General features: G+C 42.2%; 20 protein-coding genes and 1 pseudogene. 15 read left to right on the plus strand and 6 right to left on the minus strand.

Annotated elements, in window-relative coordinates:
- Window positions 1-18 precede the first annotated feature (18 nt).
- The 3 genes and pseudogenes from G593_RS21430 to G593_RS0105890 all read left to right on the plus strand — a co-directional run.
- On the plus strand, window positions 19-327 hold the full coding sequence (locus tag G593_RS21430; protein WP_005339370.1) for a type II toxin-antitoxin system RelB/DinJ family antitoxin: 309 nt from the start codon (window positions 19-21) through the stop codon (window positions 325-327).
- Entirely contained in the window at window positions 324-662 is a 339-nt protein-coding gene (locus tag G593_RS0105885) for a type II toxin-antitoxin system RelE/ParE family toxin (RefSeq protein WP_029731087.1), read from the plus strand. The genes G593_RS21430 and G593_RS0105885 overlap by 4 nt, the downstream gene beginning before the upstream one ends.
- A 51-nt stretch (window positions 663-713) precedes the next feature.
- Window positions 714-884, plus strand: a pseudogene (locus G593_RS0105890) (IS110 family transposase); the annotation flags it as partial.
- 72 nt (window positions 885-956) lie between these two features.
- Here the strand turns inward: G593_RS0105890 and G593_RS0105895 are convergent.
- A complete protein-coding gene (locus G593_RS0105895) occupies window positions 957-1,289 on the minus strand; it encodes a type II toxin-antitoxin system RelE/ParE family toxin (protein WP_029731089.1) in 333 nt (110 codons plus the stop codon).
- The gene (locus tag G593_RS0105900; protein WP_029731090.1) at window positions 1,286-1,549 is read right to left on the minus strand and encodes a type II toxin-antitoxin system prevent-host-death family antitoxin; all 264 of its coding nucleotides are present in this window, start codon (window positions 1,547-1,549) and stop codon (window positions 1,286-1,288) included. Before G593_RS0105900 ends, G593_RS0105895 begins: the two co-directional genes overlap by 4 nt.
- A 483-nt stretch (window positions 1,550-2,032) precedes the next feature.
- Here G593_RS0105900 and G593_RS0105910 point away from each other — a divergent pair, with 483 nt between their 5' ends.
- Genes G593_RS0105910 through G593_RS0105925 form a run of 4 tightly spaced genes read left to right on the plus strand, consistent with a single transcriptional unit; the run spans window position 2,033 to window position 5,294 of the window.
- Window positions 2,033-2,737, plus strand: a complete 705-nt coding sequence (locus tag G593_RS0105910) for a hypothetical protein (RefSeq protein WP_029731092.1) — start codon at window positions 2,033-2,035, stop codon at window positions 2,735-2,737.
- Complete coding sequence (locus G593_RS0105915) at window positions 2,728-3,375, plus strand: hypothetical protein (RefSeq protein ID WP_029731093.1); 648 nt, start codon at window positions 2,728-2,730, stop codon at window positions 3,373-3,375. Before G593_RS0105910 ends, G593_RS0105915 begins: the two co-directional genes overlap by 10 nt.
- Window positions 3,376-3,409: 34 nt before the next feature.
- Window positions 3,410-4,714, plus strand: a complete 1,305-nt coding sequence (locus G593_RS0105920; protein ID WP_029731094.1) for a hypothetical protein — start codon at window positions 3,410-3,412, stop codon at window positions 4,712-4,714.
- Entirely contained in the window at window positions 4,695-5,294 is a 600-nt protein-coding gene (locus tag G593_RS0105925) for a response regulator (RefSeq protein ID WP_029731095.1), read from the plus strand. Before G593_RS0105920 ends, G593_RS0105925 begins: the two co-directional genes overlap by 20 nt.
- A 164-nt stretch (window positions 5,295-5,458) precedes the next feature.
- Here the strand turns inward: G593_RS0105925 and G593_RS0105930 are convergent, their stop codons facing one another.
- The 4 genes from G593_RS0105930 to G593_RS0105950 form a co-directional block, all read right to left on the minus strand.
- Complete coding sequence (locus tag G593_RS0105930) at window positions 5,459-5,830, minus strand: cysteine-rich VLP domain-containing protein (protein WP_081646497.1); 372 nt, start codon at window positions 5,828-5,830, stop codon at window positions 5,459-5,461.
- The gene (locus tag G593_RS0105935; protein ID WP_029731097.1) at window positions 5,827-7,161 is read right to left on the minus strand and encodes a relaxase/mobilization nuclease domain-containing protein; all 1,335 of its coding nucleotides are present in this window, start codon (window positions 7,159-7,161) and stop codon (window positions 5,827-5,829) included. Before G593_RS0105935 ends, G593_RS0105930 begins: the two co-directional genes overlap by 4 nt.
- On the minus strand, window positions 7,122-7,451 hold the full coding sequence (locus G593_RS0105940; protein ID WP_029731098.1) for a plasmid mobilization protein: 330 nt from the start codon (window positions 7,449-7,451) through the stop codon (window positions 7,122-7,124). Before G593_RS0105940 ends, G593_RS0105935 begins: the two co-directional genes overlap by 40 nt.
- Window positions 7,452-7,681: 230 nt before the next feature.
- Entirely contained in the window at window positions 7,682-8,050 is a 369-nt protein-coding gene (locus G593_RS0105950; RefSeq protein ID WP_029731099.1) for a helix-turn-helix domain-containing protein, read from the minus strand.
- 278 nt (window positions 8,051-8,328) lie between these two features.
- Here G593_RS0105950 and G593_RS0105955 point away from each other — a divergent pair, with 278 nt between their 5' ends.
- The 8 genes from G593_RS0105955 (at window position 8,329) to G593_RS19340 (ending at window position 17,208) form a co-directional block, all read left to right on the plus strand.
- Window positions 8,329-8,919 (plus strand): MptD family putative ECF transporter S component, encoded by a 591-nt coding sequence (locus tag G593_RS0105955; protein WP_028085898.1) that lies wholly within the window; start codon window positions 8,329-8,331, stop codon window positions 8,917-8,919.
- Entirely contained in the window at window positions 8,920-9,654 is a 735-nt protein-coding gene (locus tag G593_RS0105960; protein WP_044994146.1) for an energy-coupling factor transporter transmembrane component T, read from the plus strand.
- Window positions 9,651-11,114 (plus strand): ABC transporter ATP-binding protein, encoded by a 1,464-nt coding sequence (locus G593_RS0105965; protein ID WP_029731101.1) that lies wholly within the window; start codon window positions 9,651-9,653, stop codon window positions 11,112-11,114. Before G593_RS0105960 ends, G593_RS0105965 begins: the two co-directional genes overlap by 4 nt.
- A gap of 34 nt (window positions 11,115-11,148) precedes the next feature.
- Window positions 11,149-12,090, plus strand: a complete 942-nt coding sequence (locus G593_RS0105970; protein WP_029731102.1) for a helix-turn-helix domain-containing protein — start codon at window positions 11,149-11,151, stop codon at window positions 12,088-12,090.
- 106 nt (window positions 12,091-12,196) lie between these two features.
- Window positions 12,197-13,567 (plus strand): MATE family efflux transporter, encoded by a 1,371-nt coding sequence (locus G593_RS0105975; protein WP_028085902.1) that lies wholly within the window; start codon window positions 12,197-12,199, stop codon window positions 13,565-13,567.
- Window position 13,568: 1 nt separating this feature from the next.
- Window positions 13,569-15,323: an ABC transporter ATP-binding protein gene (locus G593_RS0105980; RefSeq protein ID WP_029731103.1), complete on the plus strand. Its 1,755-nt coding sequence runs from the start codon at window positions 13,569-13,571 to the stop codon at window positions 15,321-15,323.
- A gap of 47 nt (window positions 15,324-15,370) precedes the next feature.
- A complete protein-coding gene (locus G593_RS0105985; RefSeq protein ID WP_330360806.1) occupies window positions 15,371-17,050 on the plus strand; it encodes an ABC transporter ATP-binding protein in 1,680 nt (559 codons plus the stop codon).
- 2 nt (window positions 17,051-17,052) lie between these two features.
- Complete coding sequence (locus G593_RS19340) at window positions 17,053-17,208, plus strand: TetR/AcrR family transcriptional regulator (protein ID WP_081646498.1); 156 nt, start codon at window positions 17,053-17,055, stop codon at window positions 17,206-17,208.
- Window positions 17,209-17,391: the final 183 nt, after the last annotated feature.

Here is a 17,391-nt window from a genome sequence, read left to right on the forward strand (position 1 = left end):
AAAGAGGAGGCGATATCTATGGCAAGAACAGCAAATGTATTTGCACGTGTTGAGCCTGAAGTGAAAGAACAGGCAGAGCAGGTGCTTGATCGACTTGGAATTCCAATGTCCAATGCAGTAGGAATGTTTCTGAGACAGATTGTACTCCAGAGAGGAATTCCTTTTGAGATGAAACTTCCAGCTTATGAGGAGCCTGTGGCATATGGCTCTCTGACAAAGGAACAGTTCAATGCAGAAATAGAAAAAGGCATGGAAGATATTAAGGCTGGCAGAGTGTATTCAGCAGATGAAGTTGAAGCAGAAATGAAACAGGAATTTGGTATATGAAATATAAAGTGATGTATACAGCAGGAGCAAAGAAAGATCTGCGAAATATTTTCAGATATATTTCAGAGGAACTGTTAGCTTCGGAGAATGCTGCAGGACAGACAGAGCGGATTATGACGGCAATTCGGAAGCTGGATACTATGCCGAACAGAAATCGGCTCTATGAGGAAGAACCGTGGCACAGCAGAGGACTTCGATTCTTTCCGGTGGGTAATTATCTGGTATTTTACAAAACAGATGATGAAACTGAAATAGTATATGTAGTGCGAATTATGTATGGTGGACGTGATGTTCATAAACAGTTAAGTCAAACAGAAGACGTTTCAGTAAATTAAAACAGAATATGGAACAAAAACACGAGCAGTTAGTCTATGAAAAATAGGTTAGAACTAAAGCCTTTAGGTCGACAGTACCGCCATTATATGCGGATGCGAGTGGAAAGTGTGTTGGAACTGATTCATCTTTTGGACTATACGATGCCAGGGATTAAAACGCTACTGAAAGGGTGGAATGAACCAAATGGGAAAGATAAGCTGGGGGATTTTGTGGAAGAATATTGACATTATGACAATATTACAAAGAAATCGGAGGAACAGTTTATAGAAAAGGAATCTGCAAAAACAGATTCCTTAAACCAGGGGAAATCCCTGTCGAAGAATGGAACACCAGTTACTTTTTTGATAGAGAAAACGGACTACAATAACGGTCTGCTTTTCTTCATCAATAGTATAAAAGGCAAGGTAATTATTGATGATTACAAAACGAATTTCCCAACTGGCTAAAACAGGATCATCGACAAGACGGAACTTTTGAGGAAAATCTGATAATGTTCCTATCTGCTTTGTGACAGCATCTAACAGATTGTCAGCAGCTTGTGGATTTTTTAGGGTAAATTCGATGTAATCCACAGCACGCATAATACCATGCTCTGCGGTGGATGTGATATGAAGCTGATAACTCATCGTGTGCGGCGACTCCTGATATCTGCCATAGCTTCAGAGAAAGGTCGGGTGTTGCCTGATGCAATATCGTCCATTCCGTCCTTGATTTGGCTGTAAAGCTCAAATCGGCTGGCAAGATTTTCGTAGGCTTCAATGCTCATAACTGCAAGGTCTCCTTTTCCATTCTTCGTAATGAAAACTGGTTCTGGATAATTATGACAAAATGTAGAAATTTCATTGTAATTATTCCTTAAATCAGCACTTGATTTGATTATCGGCATAAAAGCACCTCCTTATCTGATAACAAAATTATACATAAATTTTGTTATGAATTCAATGGGTTTGCTATAAGTGTTGGTAGAATTAAATCTTAATATGTCAATGAGATTGATCTTTCTTTAAAGAAAGTAAGTATCAAGTTTAGAAAATTTAAAATCAATACAGATTGAGCAGACAACTGAATAACTGAGCTTTGTACCGAGCCACGGAACCGATATGAGTTACCAAATAGCCGGACATTGAGAATGATGGGATAACCAGATCCCGCATATTCTTGATATCCAGAGTAGAAATCCGTAGTTTGATAGAGGCTCTAAAAGCTGACGGAAAAACGGTTCTTATCACTTCACATGACCTTAGCGAGATTGAAAAGTGCGCTGATGATGTATCTATGATTAAAAATGGCAGATTGCTGTTTGATAAGGGTATTCAAGAAATGCAAGGACAATCATTGGAAGAAATCTTTATTAAGGAGGGCAATCGGCATGAGTAACATGGGAAAAGGCGCAGGCTACTATCTTACCAGAAGTAAAAGCCTCCTAATTGATACTGCGATTGTTGCCATTCTGGCGATTTTTATGAGCTTTGCAATGCAGATGGACGCCTTGCAGTCTAAGGGAGAAGATTATTTAGTCCTAATGCTCTATGCGGTTATTTTTGGTCTTACCTCCCTGCAATCCGGTGCTATGATTGTAGATTTGACAGCAAAGGATAAGTTAAGCCGGAGAATTGAATTTTTTGCAGCTTCTGGAATTGCGGTAAAAGAGATTATAAAACAGTATTCGATACAGATTTTCCGCTTTTCTGGTATTATCCCGTTCTTTGTTTTTATGAGTTGCTATTACTTTACCGACTGGACAATGAGCTTTGGGCGGATCGTATGCGTTTATCTTAGTATTCTTGTACTTAGTTTTTGTGAGATTGTCGCTTTGAATATCATTGTACTGGATGTGAAACGAGTAAAACTGTTCAAAAATGTTCTATTCTTTGGTAATTTTGCACTGGTTTATTTGATTGCGATGTCGGCAGAACGAATTACAGAGTTTGTGAATCAACATCATATAGGAATTGACTATTTGATTATTGTGGTTGATGTTGCACTTTGCATGATGTTTGCACTATTAAGTTTCTTTAAGGCTCGGCACATGAGCAACGAAGCAGTTATCAGGAGGGATGGCGAATGGGTTTGATAACCTTAAACCTTAAAAGGGTATTGAACTGGAATTTTATATTTATGAGTGCGGTAGCAGCTATCTTTGGCATGATCTCTCTGATGAACTTTGGGGATATTTCAGAGAACATTGTATTTGGCGTTGATATAAAGTATTTTATGCTTGATGGATACCTGTGCTTATTTATCTTTTTTGCCGGAGAAATAAGCAAGGATATGTTGCAGCAAGAAAAAATTACAAAGAGAATAGAATGGAAACTTGCTAATGGTATTAAAATCTCAAGTATTGTTAAGGAGAATCTGCTATCACTATGGATTGGAACGCTGATCCTTTTGTTTCCTCTACTTTTGATGATTTCCATTCGCCTGCCAAACCTTATCTTGTTATTAGGCACCTATTTTCTGATCCTTAGCATATTGTATTCGGCATTTATAAATGTTTTGATTCTCTGGATTAGAAATATGAACTGGTTTAAGAGTATTCCTATCTTTGCAACACTGCTTCATATTTTGCTGGTTGTCTTAAAATGTGGGATATTTATGAAAACGAATAATGTGTGGGTGTTGCTACTATTTTCTCCAGTGAGTATAATAGTTTTGACTGCGTGTGGTTTATGTCTGATGACTAAAGAACGGATCGTATCATCATATTACTAACATAATGAATTTTAGCTGAAAGGAGGGGTGTCCTATGCAGGATAAACGCTTCTATCCGTATCTGTTTCTTCATGCGGGTATTGTGACTTTATGGGTTATATTGGATAGAACACATAAAGGAATTGCGAATGACGGAGCCATCAACTTATTGTCGATTGCCGTCTTGTTTTGTTATTTCAATCTGCTCTATCTTCATGTAATGACATCACGGCGAAAGGCAACAATATCTGAATGTGGCTGGAACCTGCTTTCTGTTTCCTTTATTGCGGCGCTGATGTATGATGGATTTTCTACCTTATACACGGGTGCATTTCTGGCTTTTGCATTGATTATCGGAATAATGCTGGTAAGAACTGACGCAAGCCGGGGTAAAATGGTTCGCTTGCTGTTTGGAATTGCGGCTATCATACTGTCGTTTTTCAATTTCCAAATTCTCCCTGCTATAACTATGTTAGTTGGAATGTTCATGGGAATTTTCCTTGATTATAGATATATAAATTTGAAACAGGTTAATATTCTTCCGATTGCCCAGAGGAAAGCAAGATATGTCCTCGCTTTTATGATTCCCTTGTTTACAGTCGTACTTTATTGCTTTGATTTGTCCACCCTACAAGTCAATGTATTTTTTCAGCTTATAATGCTTTTATTTGAGGCTTTTGCTGTCATTCATCTTGGCGACATGGAGGCCCGTTACAAGGAGTTGACAAAGTATTATGAATTAACGAACTATATTGCAAATGAGAGGGAAGATTTCTCAAGACTGCTTCATAACGATGTGCTTCAAGACATTGGAGGTGCCAAAAATCTCCTGTCGCTTCGCTCACCAGATGTTGATGAAACAAAAAGGATATTGTCTGATTTGGAATTGCGGGTAAGAAATATGATGAATTTCTATTCCTCTAATATCTTTTCGTGGTATGCTTCATGGGAACATATCGGATATATGCTTGACGCGATTAAGAAGCTGTACCCAAAGAAGAATATACTTGTAGATTTCACGATTGACAGCGAAGCAAGGATTGCTTTGAAAAAAGATAACAGTTTGGAACAGACCATGCAGATAATCAAAGAACTTGTCAACAATGTTTATAAACACGCTGCCGCTACTTTTATCCATTTGGAAATCGCGCTAAATGAAGAAAGTAAACTCGTAATTACCTGTCAAAATGATGGAGCGAAACCAAATGACATTGAAAACATTCTTTCTTCCAAAGGTGGTATGCTGTTCTTGACGGTGTTGATAAATGGGAATGGTGGTAACATTCAGTATTTAGAGAAAGATGGTATTTTAACTGCAACGGCAGTTTTGGGGAGAAAAAATGAAGATATTACTATTTGATGATCACAGGATATTTGGAGAGAGTTTAAGCAAACTTCTGGAAGATTGGGATGAAATCTCTATCTGTCGCTATGTAAGTAATGAAACAGAGTTTTGGAATATTCTTTCCGTAGACGAATGGGACATTGTATTACTTGATGTCAACCTAAGAGAGCAGTCAAAAAGTTCTGGCATTGATCTGATAGAAACGATATATAGTAAAAAGCCAAAAATAAAGGTGGTTATGCTATCCTCTTATGATATGCCAGTTTATAGACAGGAGGCACTTAAAAAAGGCGCCGTAAGTTATATTGATAAGTCTGCTTCTGCTGACGAGTTGGTAAAAAAACTCACAGCTATTAGTAAAGGTCACAAGTCCACTGTGTCCCCTTTATTAGATTGTCTAACAGATCGTGAAGTAGAAATTATTAAGGCGATTGGAACAGGGAAAACAAAACATGAAATAGCAAAGGATTTATATATCAGTGAGAGAACTCTTTATAATCATATCCAAAATATTTATGAAAAATTGGATGCCACAAATTCTATTGAGGCGTACAACAAAGCTATTATTTTAGGATACATTAACCCTTTAATGTAACCCAGTGATAGAAAACGCCGAGCGCGGGGGCTGTCAAAGCCTCTGCGTCCGGCATTTCTTTTTGTTCGTTTTCCCGCATTTAGAACCCCGTTTTAAGGGGAACAGGATAACTTTATCCACCTGCCTGCCGACTATGCGGAAAAACCCTTGATTTCCGTGGACTTTTACCGTCCTAAATGCGTAGACAGGAGGTATCTTTTCCGCTGGCGTTCCGCCTCTTTCTTCCGGCGTACCTGCACCGCGCAATCCGGGCAGTATTTGGCCTGGTTGGAGTTGGGTGTAAACGCCGCCCCGCAGACGGCGCAGCGTTTGATCTCGTCCCGGCCTTTGGTGATCTCGGCACACAGGGCCGCGTCCAGCGGCAGGACGGCCACCTTGAACCACCGGCACAGCAGCGAATAGGAAATACTCTGCACACAGACACATTCCTCCCCATCGTCCAGCAGGAGGCAGTTTCCGTTACAGTAGTTGCAGCACTCATGGGTGAGCCTGCGGGCCTTGCGGTATTGGGGATAACTCATTCCCGGTATGTTCATCGTTCCTGCGTATGCTCCTTTCCCGGCGCTGTCCGCAAAATGCTGTCTACATTCTGTTTGACAATGCCGTATTCTTTCAATTTCTGTTTCGCTTCGCTGTACTGTGCGGACAGCCGTTCCCGTTCTGCGTCTAGTTTTTTATACTTGGGTTTGAGGGCGTACAGATTGGGGAGCTTTGTGACCCCGGCCTCTTTGAGCGCCTTTGCCGCCGCCTCATACAAGATCAATTGGCTTTCATGCTGCCGCCGGAACGCGGCCTTGTCTTTGGCATTTCGCAGTTCCAGCGCCACAGGCCGCAGCCCCTTGTAGGTGGAAATATGCTTTATCAGTAGCGCCATGTCCCCAAGACGGCGCTCCACCGTTTTTAGGGTAGCGGCGGCTTTGTCGTTGGTCGCGCTGATCTCGTGCAGCCTGCTTTCCAAGCCCTCGTAGCTTTCAATCTGGTGTTCCGTCAGGAAGTTTAAGGCTTTGGCGGCCTGCTTCAAGTTATGGACTTTCGCCCACCGCGCATAGCCCGCCGATTGCTGGGCCTTGATGTTGTTTTCAAGCTCAATCCGCAGGGAGATTCCCTTATCCACTTTCCGTTTCGGCCCTCTGTCCACGGCCAGCCCCTTAATGCGCCGGGTAATGGCTTCTTCGGTGTAGTCCTCGCCCAAGGTTTTGCAGCGGGTGAAGCGTTCTTGTCCGGGGGAGCGGAATGAAATAAATTTCCCACGCTTTATCTCGTAGCCCTGTGCCTCCATGAGCCGCAGGAGGCCGTCAAAATCTTTGGCCTGCGGGATAGCTGCGTCAATGGCGGTTTTCAGTTTTGCTTTCCAGCTCTTGCCCTTTTTCTGTGCGTCCCACTCGGCGTAGGTCTTGCCCTTGCCCTTGCCGGGCTTTACCACAGACAGGCCGTGTTCCTTGCACAGCCGGTCGCTAGTGCGCCGGATAAAGGCATAGGTCTGGCGGTTGGAAATGTACTTGCGCTGGTTCGCCATATCCACGGCGCAGAAAATGATGTGGTTATGCAGGTGGCCCTTGTCAATGTGGGTGGTAATCACATAGGGATATTTCCCTCCCAGCACTTCATCGGCAAGCTGCCGTCCGATTTCGTGGGCCTGCTCCGGCGTGGTTTCGCCCGGCTCAAAGGCTTGTATCAGATGGTGGGCCAGATTGCTGCCTTTCTTGAACGCCTGATCTAACAGCATTTGAAATTCTATATCCGCCGTTTCATAGGAACAGCCGTAGGAGGAAACAAACAGTTTATCATCGGTCTTGTCCGGGTTTTCGATGTAGTCCAGGGCTTTTTTCAACGTTGACTTGATAGGATGGATCTTTGTAACTGCCATATCTGCGCCAGCGCCCCCTTGATGTCCTCGATGTCCTGCGCGTACACCGGCCCCATGCTGTTCAGCCGCTTTGCAATCTGATTGACGTTGACGCCGATCTTTTGCAGCTCTGCGGTCTGCGCCCGGACTGGGCCGGTGTCGATATGGACGATATAACCGTCGATCAGCATTTTCCGGGCGTAGGCAGAGAAGTTCTTTGTGCCAAGCTGGGCCATCTTCTGTTGGATCAGCGCCCGTTCCTCCGGCGTCACCGGGACGCGCAGCACAAACTTCCGTTTTCGGTTTGCCACTTTCGCACCTCCATTCATTCAGGGGTTTGGGGACTTTCCAAAGATACAAACGGGAAGCCGTTTGCCGGGAGTGTGGCTACACTCCCTATGCTTGCTGTTTTTCTTTTCCTCCGCATATAGAGCGAACAGAACGCCCCATTTTACCCGCAAAACCGGAATTTCCGGGAAAAAATCTATAAAAAATAAGAGGCTCTTTCGCGGCCTCCATAAAAAGCAAAACAGAGGATGTTTTATTCACCCTCCGTTTTCCCGTCGATTTCATTCAATTTGATTGCCCCGTCAATGACGCCCTCGACGATAGGCAGGTATTTTTCCGGGCAGAGCTGCAACTTGTGGCTTGTCCACTGGCGCTGTTCGCTGTCCTCCCTGATTAAGCCGGGATTGAAATAGCGTTCCGCTGGCAGCTTGCACAGCCGGATAAGCTGCATAACAACCGGCATACTCGGTATAGTGCCGCATAGTTCAATGTTGGCAAGATAGCGCGGGGCAATTCCCACCCGTTCCGCCAATTCCCTGCGGGACATTCCAGCGGCTTCCCGTGCCTGCTGCACGTCCGCCCCGAAACTTTCAAAACCAGGACAATCTTTTACATTCGGCATATCATATCACCCAGTTACATTCTATTGTTCATAGAGTGCGTCGGGAATGATTTGATATGCGTTTTATCTTCATTTTATAATTCTTCCCAGTGATATTTTTGTAAAGTGTGTTCTTATAATTTATGAACCAACGGGAGCATATTTGAGCTATTGAGAGTGGAAGAAAATTTTTGAGATTGATATACTTAAAAATCGAAAAGGGGTACAAAATTTTTCCGTATCCCTTTTCTAAAGAAAATAGGTTAGCATTTTCTAACCAAGAAACGGAGGAACAATTTATGAATCAACAATCTTCTAAATTGCAGGCAAAAGACCTGATTACCATAGGTATTTTTACTGCAATCTACTTTGTAGTCTTTTTGGCTTGCGCTATGTTAGGGTTTATTCCAGTTTTCCTGCTGGCTATGACATTCTATGGCCCGATCATTACCGGGATTCCTTTCATGCTCTACTTAACCAAAATCAAAAAATTTGGCATGGTAACAATTACAGCAATTATCTGCGGGATTCTCATGTTTGTATTTGGCATGGGATATTTTACAATGTTTACCGCACTGATCTTTGGCCTTGCGGCTGATTTCATTTTGAAAGCCGGGAACTATACCAGCAAAAAGAATACGACATTAGCCTACGCTGTTTATAGCATTTGGTTTATTGGCAATTACATACCGCTTTATCTGACGAGGGAATCCTATTTCGCAGATTTAGTGTCTGGTTATGGACAGGAATATGTTGATACGCTTCGCGCCTATACACCTGGCTGGATGTTCCTTGTTTTACTGGCGGCCTGCTTCATCGGCGGATTGATCGGAGCCGCATTGGGAAAAGCTGTTCTGAAAAAGCATTTTGTCCGGGCAGGTATTGTTTAAGTGTCTGCCGGTCTGATTTCAGGCAACGAAAATACAGTACGCTTTACACTTGCCCCACGCACAAAATTGGCTCTTGTAGCCACAGTATGCACCATTATGATAAGTGGCAGGGTTGGTGGAATTATGACCGTCATTCATCCTGTGCTGGCGTTGGTTCCATTTGCCCTGCTGCTTTTGTCTGGCCGTGTAAAAGCTGCTGTTTCTTATCTCTTAGCTTATGCCGCCGCATATAGTATGATTTCTTTCGTTATGCCTGTAACAAGTGGAATGATAAGTATTCTGATCGGAGCAACCGCTGGCATTATTTACCGAATGATGCCGAGCCTGATCACTGGATATTTTGTGGTAAGTACAACAAAGGTCAGCGAGTTTAACGCAGCTATGGAACGTATGCACATTTCCAATAAAATAACGATTCCTATGTCAGTTATGTTCCGTTTCTTTCCGACCATTAAAGAGGAGAGCGCAGCAATCAAGGACGCTATGCACATGAGAGGAATCAATTCTTTGCGTAATCCTATGGAAATGTTGGAGTATCGTATGGTTCCCCTTTTAATGTCAGTTGTAAAAATCGGGGAAGAATTATCTATTTCTGCACTGACAAGAGGACTAAGCGGAGATACAAAACGCACAAATATTTGTGAGATCGGTTTTCATCTTTCTGACCTGTTGTGTTTTCTGTTATGTATTGCCTGCTGGATATGCTTTGTGCTTCATGTAGGGGGTATGATATGATTCAACTTGAAAACGTGACCTTTACTTACAATGGAAGTGAGGAAAAAGGGAACCTGAAAAATATCAATCTTTCCATCCGGCAGGGAGAAGTCATACTTCTCTGCGGAGAATCCGGCTGTGGAAAGACTACGCTGACACGATTGATAAACGGGCTTATTCCGTGGTATTATGAGGGAGAATTAAATGGGATTGTCAGGGTGGACGGCAAGGAAATCCGGGAGCAGCCATTACATATTTTGAGCCGGAAAATCGGTTCTGTCTTTCAGAATCCCCGCAGCCAGTTTTTTAATGTTGATACCACCAGCGAGATTGCGTTTAGTTGTGAAAATCAAGGACTTCCAGAAGATGAAATCCGTGAGCGAATCCATCAGACGGTTTCTTTGTTTCAGATTGAAAATCTGATCGACCGGAATATTTTTCATTTATCAGGTGGTGAAAAACAAAAAATCGCCTGTGCGTCTGTATCTGCCGGGGAACCTGAAATTTTTGTTTTGGACGAACCATCTTCCAATTTGGATGTAGCGGCGATTGAGGACTTAAAGCATATCATTTCATGCTGGAAATCTGCTGGAAAGACTGTCATTATCGCAGAACACCGGCTCTATTATCTTATGGAATTGGCTGACCGCATTATTTATATGCAAAACGGTGAGATACGCCGTGAATGGACAACGGCTGATTTTTTAGGACTCTCCCAAAGGGAAGTAGAAAATTTAGGGCTGCGGCCCGCCAGTCTAAAACAGATTTATGAATTGCATATAGAAAAATCCTCTGGTTCCGGCTTCTATCAATTAAAGCAGATGGATTTTGCCTATAAAGGGGAACAGCAATCGTTACATATTCCTGCGGTGAATTTTACAAAAGGGACAGCGATTGCAGTCATTGGTAAAAATGGCGCGGGAAAGAGTACCTTTCTCCGCTGTCTGTGCGGTTTAGAAAAAAGATGTTCCGGGGAAGTGCAGGACAATGGAAAATCGTACTCTTTGCGTAAATGGGCGAAAAACTGTTATCTTGTTATGCAGGATGTCAACCATCAGCTATTTACAGAGAGTGTGTTTGATGAAATTGTTTTGGGGGCTGATAATGCAGACACAAATAAAGTAGAACAGGTTATGGAACGTCTTGACCTCATTTCGTTTCGTGAAAGACATCCTATGTCATTATCTGGTGGGCAAAAACAACGGGTAGCCATAGCCGGTGCTATTTTTTCTGATAAGAAAATGCTTCTATTAGACGAGCCTACAAGTGGCTTAGACTTCCGACATATGGAACAGGTGGCGGAACTTATGCAGCAGCTTAAACAACAAGGAAAAACGCTGTTGATCGTGACACATGACCCGGAATTTATTCTAAAGACCTGTGACAATATTATCCGTATAGAGGACGGAACAATCGCAGAGCAATACAGCCTTGATACTGCTGAAATGGGAAAGCTGTTAGATTTTTTTCACTTATATTAGTGATAGAAAATAAGTTAGAAAGTAAGGTGACGGAATGGGTGAAACGAAAAAAAAGCCGTATTATAAATCAGATACTTGCGAAGTGAGCCGTATGGAAAATGAAACCGGCGACGGGATTTCTACGGCCTTTCGGGTGTTCCCCGGTATTTATCTGCTTCATTCTGATTTTCATATGCAGGAGTGTCCTACGGTTAAAAGTGACGACGTTGATATTCTTTGGCTGGATTTTTGCAGGGAAGGCCGTGTAGAATGGGAAATTTCCAAGGATAAATATGTTTATCTGGAATCAGGAAACTATGTGATTGATATTCGGGCGGGACGTAAATTTACCCTCCACTTTCCAATGGGACATTACCACGGAATCAGCCTGCGTATTCACATGAAAGAAGCAAATCAGGCGTTGGCAGACTTTATAAAGGGTGTAAATATTGATATTTATACCATCAGGGATAAGTTTCTTTCGGAGGGGCAGCCCTTTATTACAAAAGGAAATGAAATCATCCATCATATTTTTGAGGAAATTGAGCAAGTACCGTGGGATAGCAGTGGCGAATACTACAAGATCAAAGTATTGGAAATCCTGTTTCAGTTAAAAAACATGGAACGCTCCAAAGAACAGATCGAGAGGCCCTACTTTGTGAAACAGCAGGTTGAAATTGTGAAAGAAATACGCGATTTTATTACCGCTTCTCCAGAACAGCATTATACGATGGAGGAATTGTCCAAACGGTTTGAAATACCTGTTTCCAGCCTGAAACGCTGTTTTAAGGGCGTATATGGAACGGCAATCTATTCTTTCATGCGTTCTTACCGTATGGATATGGCAGGTCATTTGCTGGCGGAAACCGGCGAAACCGTAGCTGCGATTGCGGCTGAAGTGGGTTATACAAATTGCAGTAAATTTTCAGGAGCATTTAAGGAGGCCACGGGAATGACGCCGATTGATTACCGTAAATTCAAAAGCCATCGGGAGTAGGTTTGAGCCGTAGAGAGTGGATGAAAAAAACAAATGCCAGTACAATAAGTGGTAGGTTAGAAATAGCTAATCTATCACTTATTTTTTTGATTGCGAGGTGTTCAAAATGAAAACTTCTGACAGTAGAACAAAGTTGCTGACAGAACGCCCAATACCTCTTATGATTTCCCTTTGTGTTCCTGCGGTAATCGGTATGCTGGTAGTTGGGCTGTACTCTTTTATGGATGGAGTATTTGTAGGACAAATGGTAGGTACAGCCGGTGTAGGCGCGGTATCTGTTTCCTACCCGTTCACTTTGATTAACAACGGGCTTGCGATTATGGTAGGCGTCGGCTCCGCTTCGGTATTATCACGGGCTATCGGGAAAAAAGACCAGGCCACCGTTGACAAAATCATGGGTAACTTGATTATGATGATTGTTGTCTGCTCCCTGATTATTACTGTGATCGGAACGGTATTTACCCGTCAGATTTTGCTTCTTTCCGGCGCTTCCGGGGAAACTCTGTCCCTTGCAGTAAAGTATCTTAGAATTGTCTTTTTAGGCTCTGTATTTGTAAACTTTTCACAGGCGGCAAATATGGTAATGCGCGGCGAGGGCTTATTGAAACGCGCCATGACAATTATGGGAATCGGCGCAGTTTTGAATATTGTCCTTGACCCTATTTTGATTTCCCTGCTGAATCCATTGGGAATGGGAATTGAAGCGGCAGCTTATGCAACAATCTTCTCCCAATTTGTTCAGGCAGCAATCACACTTTGGTATTTCGTGAAAAAGAGCAAAAATGTCCGTATCTGTAAAATCCGGTTTGAGCGTACTCTGGTGCCAGAGATTGTCGGCGTGGGAATTTCTGCTATGTTAATGCAGGTTACAACCTTGCTTCAGCAAACAGTTCTCTATAACGTAGCCGCTAACTATGGCGGTGATACATGGCAAACCTTATTAGGTGTTGCCCTGCGTATTCAGTCTTTTGCCTTTATTCCTGTTTGGGGAATCAGCCAGGGATTCCAGCCCGCCGCCGGGACAAATTATGGAGCAAAACAATATGACCGGGTAAAAACGCTCGCAAAAGTTTTTATGATTGGCGCGACGTTAGTTTCACTCCTGTTCTATATTCCCATTGAACTTGCGCCGAAAGCTGTTATGTCTTTGTTTATTACTGACCCGGCGATTGTAGATCAGGGAGTGGCAAATTTCCGTATCTTCTTTAGTTCTTATATTTTGCAAGGCTCCATGATTGTGATTATCACGCTGTTGCAGGCATTGGGACGGGCGAAAAAAGCCAGTATCATGTCGCTTCTTCGGCAGATTGTTCTTTTTATCCCATGCGTCATGATTTTGCCTATGATTGCTGATATGGGTATCAGAGGCGTTTGGGCGGCTCCCGCAGTAGTGGATGTCATTATTTTTATTATCTGCGCCGGAATTGCGGTTATTGAATTTCGCAGAATGTCCCTATTGAAAAAGGAGGTGTGCTGAAATGGAACAGAAAAAACAATCTTTTATGCAGGCATTGGATGAATTTATACGCCCTAATCGTCAAGGCTATCTATTTTCTGTACTTACCAGTATTTTAGGCGTGGCTTGTAGTATTGTTCCCTATATTTGCGCTGGGCAGATTATAACAGAACTGATTCAGGGCCAAACATCTGTGCAGAAAATTTTACCGTGGGTATTATTGGCGCTTGCAGGATATTTCCTAAAGGTATGCTTTTCAAACCTATCAACTTCTCTGTCGCACAAAGCTACATTTTCTACATTGGAGGCTTTAAGAAAAGCTATGGTAGAAAAATGGCAGCGCGTCCCTATGGGATATTTTCAAAATAATACTCTGGGAAGTTTGAAAACATCCTTTGTTGATCGTATCGACAGTATGGAGCCAATTTTAGCTCATATGTTCCCGGAAATGACAGCAAACCTTTTGGTTCCTGTCGCTATTTTAATCTATCTGTTTTTGTTGGATTGGCGTATGGCCTTAATTTCTTTAATTGTTCTTCCCATAGGTTTTGCTTTACAGATGGGATGTATGAAAGGATTTGCAGAGAAGTATAAAGAACAGATACGAATTACAAAGAAATTAAATACAACACTTGTTGAATATGTCAATGGAATTGAAGTTATAAAAGCCTTTAATCAGTCGGCTGCATCTTATCAAAAATTTACTGACGCTGTAAATGAAAACGCAGCATTTTATGTAAATTGGATGCACGACACGCAAAAATATATGGCAAGTAGCCGCGCTGTTATGCCTACGGTTCTCGCTACGGTTCTTCCCTTTGGCGTGCTTTTCTACTTGCAGGGTTCTCTTTCTGCGTCTGCCTTTGTTATGATTATGATTCTATCATTGGGAATTATAAAACCGTTATTGGCCGTTGTAGATTATACGGATAATTTTGCTATGTTAGGTACGATTGCCGGGGAAGTCCGCACAATATTGGACGCGCCGGAGCTGATACGCCCAGCACAGGAAATCAAGATAACAGATACAGCAATTTCTTTGGAAAATGTTCGGTTCCATTATAATGCAAATACAGAAGTTTTACATGGAATTGATTTGAACATTATGCCAGGAACAGTAACTGCGTTAGTCGGAGCGTCGGGCAGCGGGAAATCGACGATTGCCAAACTGATTGCAGGTTATTGGGATGTTACGGACGGTTCTATTAAGTTAGGGAATATTGATCTGCGAAATATTCCTGCGGAGCAGTTGACAAATCTTATTGCTTACGTTTCGCAAGACAATTTTCTCTTTGACGATACCATCCGCGAAAATATCCGAATGGGAAATCCAAAAGCCACAGATCAGCAAGTCGAACAAATGGCGAAAGCGGCAGGATGTGATGAATTTATCCGTGAGCTGCCCGCTGGTTACGATACAAAGGTTGGAGAAAGCGGCGGCCAGCTTTCCGGCGGAGAGCGCCAAAGAATTGCGATTGCCCGCGCTATGATGAAAAATGCGCCAATTATTATTCTCGATGAGGCGACCGCCTATGCTGACGTTGAGAATGAAGCAATTATGCAGGAAGCGATTGCAAAGTTGATTACAGGAAAAACCTTGCTTGTTATTGCACATCGTTTGTCTACAATTACGGACGCAGACAATATTGTAGTTGTTGAAAATGGTAAAATCGCGGCTCAAGGCCAACATTCTTATCTCTTGAAAAATTGCGACTTGTACCGCAAAATGTGGGCGGCCAATCAGGAAGCCGCAGATGAAAAGGAGACGGTATTATGATTCGGACATTAAGAAAAATATGGGCTTTCTCTGGTTCCAAAAAAGGCGTGTTAGCAAAGGCTCTTATCGCAAGTATATTAAATGCTGTTTTTGAATCGCTGCAATTCGGAGCTATTATGATTGCGCTTCAAACAATTTTAGGAAACCAGATCGTTAGCCATCCAGTTTTCGTAATTTCTGGCATTATGTTGATTAGCATTTTAGGAAAAACTGCCACTGGCTTTTTCAGTAATCAGGGCATGACGGAAGCAGGTTACTATATGTGCGCTGAAAAAAGAACACATATTGCAGATTTGATGAAATATGTACCTATGGGCTATTTTAATAAAACAAGCATGGGGAACATTACCGCTGTACTTACTTCTGTTATGGGAGATATTGAAAATACGGCTCCCCGTTCCTTGATTCTGATGTTTGGCGGCTTTATTCAGGCTGTTATTGTATCTGCTGCATTACTATTTTTTGATGTGCGAATTGGTCTGGTAATGCTTATTGGGATTGTATGTTTCTTGTTTGCTACTTCTCTCTATAATAAGCGTGTAGGTAAAAATGCCCCTCAAAAACAAAAAGCGCAGACAGAACTTGTAAAAAATACAATGGAGTTTTTAGGTGGAATCAGTGTTATTAAATCCTTTGGGCTAAAGGGCCGTAATTCTAATATTATGCGTTCTGTTGAAAACAGTACAAAGGAAAACCTGAATCTGGAATATGCGATTATCCCTTTTACCATGTTTCAGGAAATGATTCTTTATGTGTTCGATATAGCAATTATCGCATTGGCAATCAGTTTTTATTTTTCTGGCACAATGGCTTTAGCAGACTGTTTGTTAATGATTGTTGCTGCGTTTATGGTATATGCTTCTCTGCTCTCAGCTGGAAATATGGTTGCAGCATTGGGCCTGATGGATGTCGCTATGGAGCAAGTAGAAGCCCTTGATAACACGCCGCGTATGGACTTTAATGGAAAAGAAATCTCGGTAAAAAATACAGATATTACGCTCTCTGATGTTTCCTTTTCCTATGACAAGAGCGAAACCTTACAACATATATCATTCCGTATTCCATCCAAAAGTTTTACAGCGATTGTAGGACCATCTGGCAGCGGAAAGTCAACCCTTTGTCATTTGATTTCCCGATTTTGGGATGTGAATAACGGCAGCATTAAATTGGGTGGAATTGACATCCGGGATTATACTTTGGATAGCTTACTGGCAAATATCAGCATGGTCTTTCAGAATGTTTATTTGTTTCAGGATTCTGTAATAAATAATATCCGCTTCGGAAAACCAAACGCTACAATGGAGGAAGTAGAAGCTGCTGCGAAAGCGGCTTGTTGTCACGATTTTATTATGTCTTTACCCAATGGATATGAAACAATCATTGGTGAGGGCGGCTCTACTTTATCTGGTGGAGAGCGTCAGAGAATCTCGATTGCCAGAGCTATTTTGAAAAATGCGCCTGTGATTATCCTCGATGAAGCGACTTCCAGCATTGATCCAGAAAATGAGCGACAGCTTCAAATGGCGATTGAGGCATTAACAAAAGAAAAGACAGTGATTATGATTGCACACCGTTTGAAAACGATTCGTGGTGCCGATCAGATTATTGTGCTGGACAAGGGAAAGATCGTTCAGACTGGTACGCACAAAGAATTGCTTGCACAGTCGGGAATTTACTCTGATTTTATCGCAATTCGGCAAAAAGCAATCGGTTGGAAACTGACTTAACTATGAAAACGAAAAATGAAAAACTACGAATAGCCTTGCTTAATGCCGGTAAAAATGAATTTTTGGCACATGGATATAGAGCTGTTTCTATCCGAAACATAGCAACAAAGGCAGGGGCTACAACAGGAGCTATCTATGTATATTTTGAAAATAAGTAAGGTCTATTTCATGCCTTAGTAAAAGATACCGCCCAAGAGTTATTGGCATTTTGGAAACAAATGGCTGCCAAAAGAAAAACTGGTCAAACATTCGCTGGAAGAAATTAAAAATTCAGATCTATTCAAATATTCTCCATATAAAGAACTGAACGACAACCAGCGGAAAGCAGTAGAAGATATACT

The sequence above is a fragment of the Dorea sp. AGR2135 genome (assembly GCF_000420885.1).
Taxonomy (GTDB): domain Bacteria; phylum Bacillota; class Clostridia; order Lachnospirales; family Lachnospiraceae; genus Dorea; species Dorea formicigenerans.

Coding starts and splice junctions, on each gene's coding strand:
- G593_RS21430 (WP_005339370.1), top strand. CDS start 19: ATGGCAAGAACAGCAAATGTATTTGCACGTGTTGAGCCTGAAGTGAAA.
- G593_RS0105885 (WP_029731087.1), top strand. CDS start 324: ATGAAATATAAAGTGATGTATACAGCAGGAGCAAAGAAAGATCTGCGA.
- G593_RS0105895 (WP_029731089.1), bottom strand. CDS start 1,289: ATGAGTTATCAGCTTCATATCACATCCACCGCAGAGCATGGTATTATG.
- G593_RS0105900 (WP_029731090.1), bottom strand. CDS start 1,549: ATGCCGATAATCAAATCAAGTGCTGATTTAAGGAATAATTACAATGAA.
- G593_RS0105910 (WP_029731092.1), top strand. CDS start 2,033: ATGAGTAACATGGGAAAAGGCGCAGGCTACTATCTTACCAGAAGTAAA.
- G593_RS0105915 (WP_029731093.1), top strand. CDS start 2,728: ATGGGTTTGATAACCTTAAACCTTAAAAGGGTATTGAACTGGAATTTT.
- G593_RS0105920 (WP_029731094.1), top strand. CDS start 3,410: ATGCAGGATAAACGCTTCTATCCGTATCTGTTTCTTCATGCGGGTATT.
- G593_RS0105925 (WP_029731095.1), top strand. CDS start 4,695: ATGAAGATATTACTATTTGATGATCACAGGATATTTGGAGAGAGTTTA.
- G593_RS0105930 (WP_081646497.1), bottom strand. CDS start 5,830: ATGAACATACCGGGAATGAGTTATCCCCAATACCGCAAGGCCCGCAGG.
- G593_RS0105935 (WP_029731097.1), bottom strand. CDS start 7,161: ATGGCAGTTACAAAGATCCATCCTATCAAGTCAACGTTGAAAAAAGCC.
- G593_RS0105950 (WP_029731099.1), bottom strand. CDS start 8,050: ATGCCGAATGTAAAAGATTGTCCTGGTTTTGAAAGTTTCGGGGCGGAC.
- G593_RS0105955 (WP_028085898.1), top strand. CDS start 8,329: ATGAATCAACAATCTTCTAAATTGCAGGCAAAAGACCTGATTACCATA.
- G593_RS0105965 (WP_029731101.1), top strand. CDS start 9,651: ATGATTCAACTTGAAAACGTGACCTTTACTTACAATGGAAGTGAGGAA.
- G593_RS0105970 (WP_029731102.1), top strand. CDS start 11,149: ATGGGTGAAACGAAAAAAAAGCCGTATTATAAATCAGATACTTGCGAA.
- G593_RS0105975 (WP_028085902.1), top strand. CDS start 12,197: ATGAAAACTTCTGACAGTAGAACAAAGTTGCTGACAGAACGCCCAATA.
- G593_RS0105980 (WP_029731103.1), top strand. CDS start 13,569: ATGGAACAGAAAAAACAATCTTTTATGCAGGCATTGGATGAATTTATA.
- G593_RS19340 (WP_081646498.1), top strand. CDS start 17,053: ATGAAAACGAAAAATGAAAAACTACGAATAGCCTTGCTTAATGCCGGT.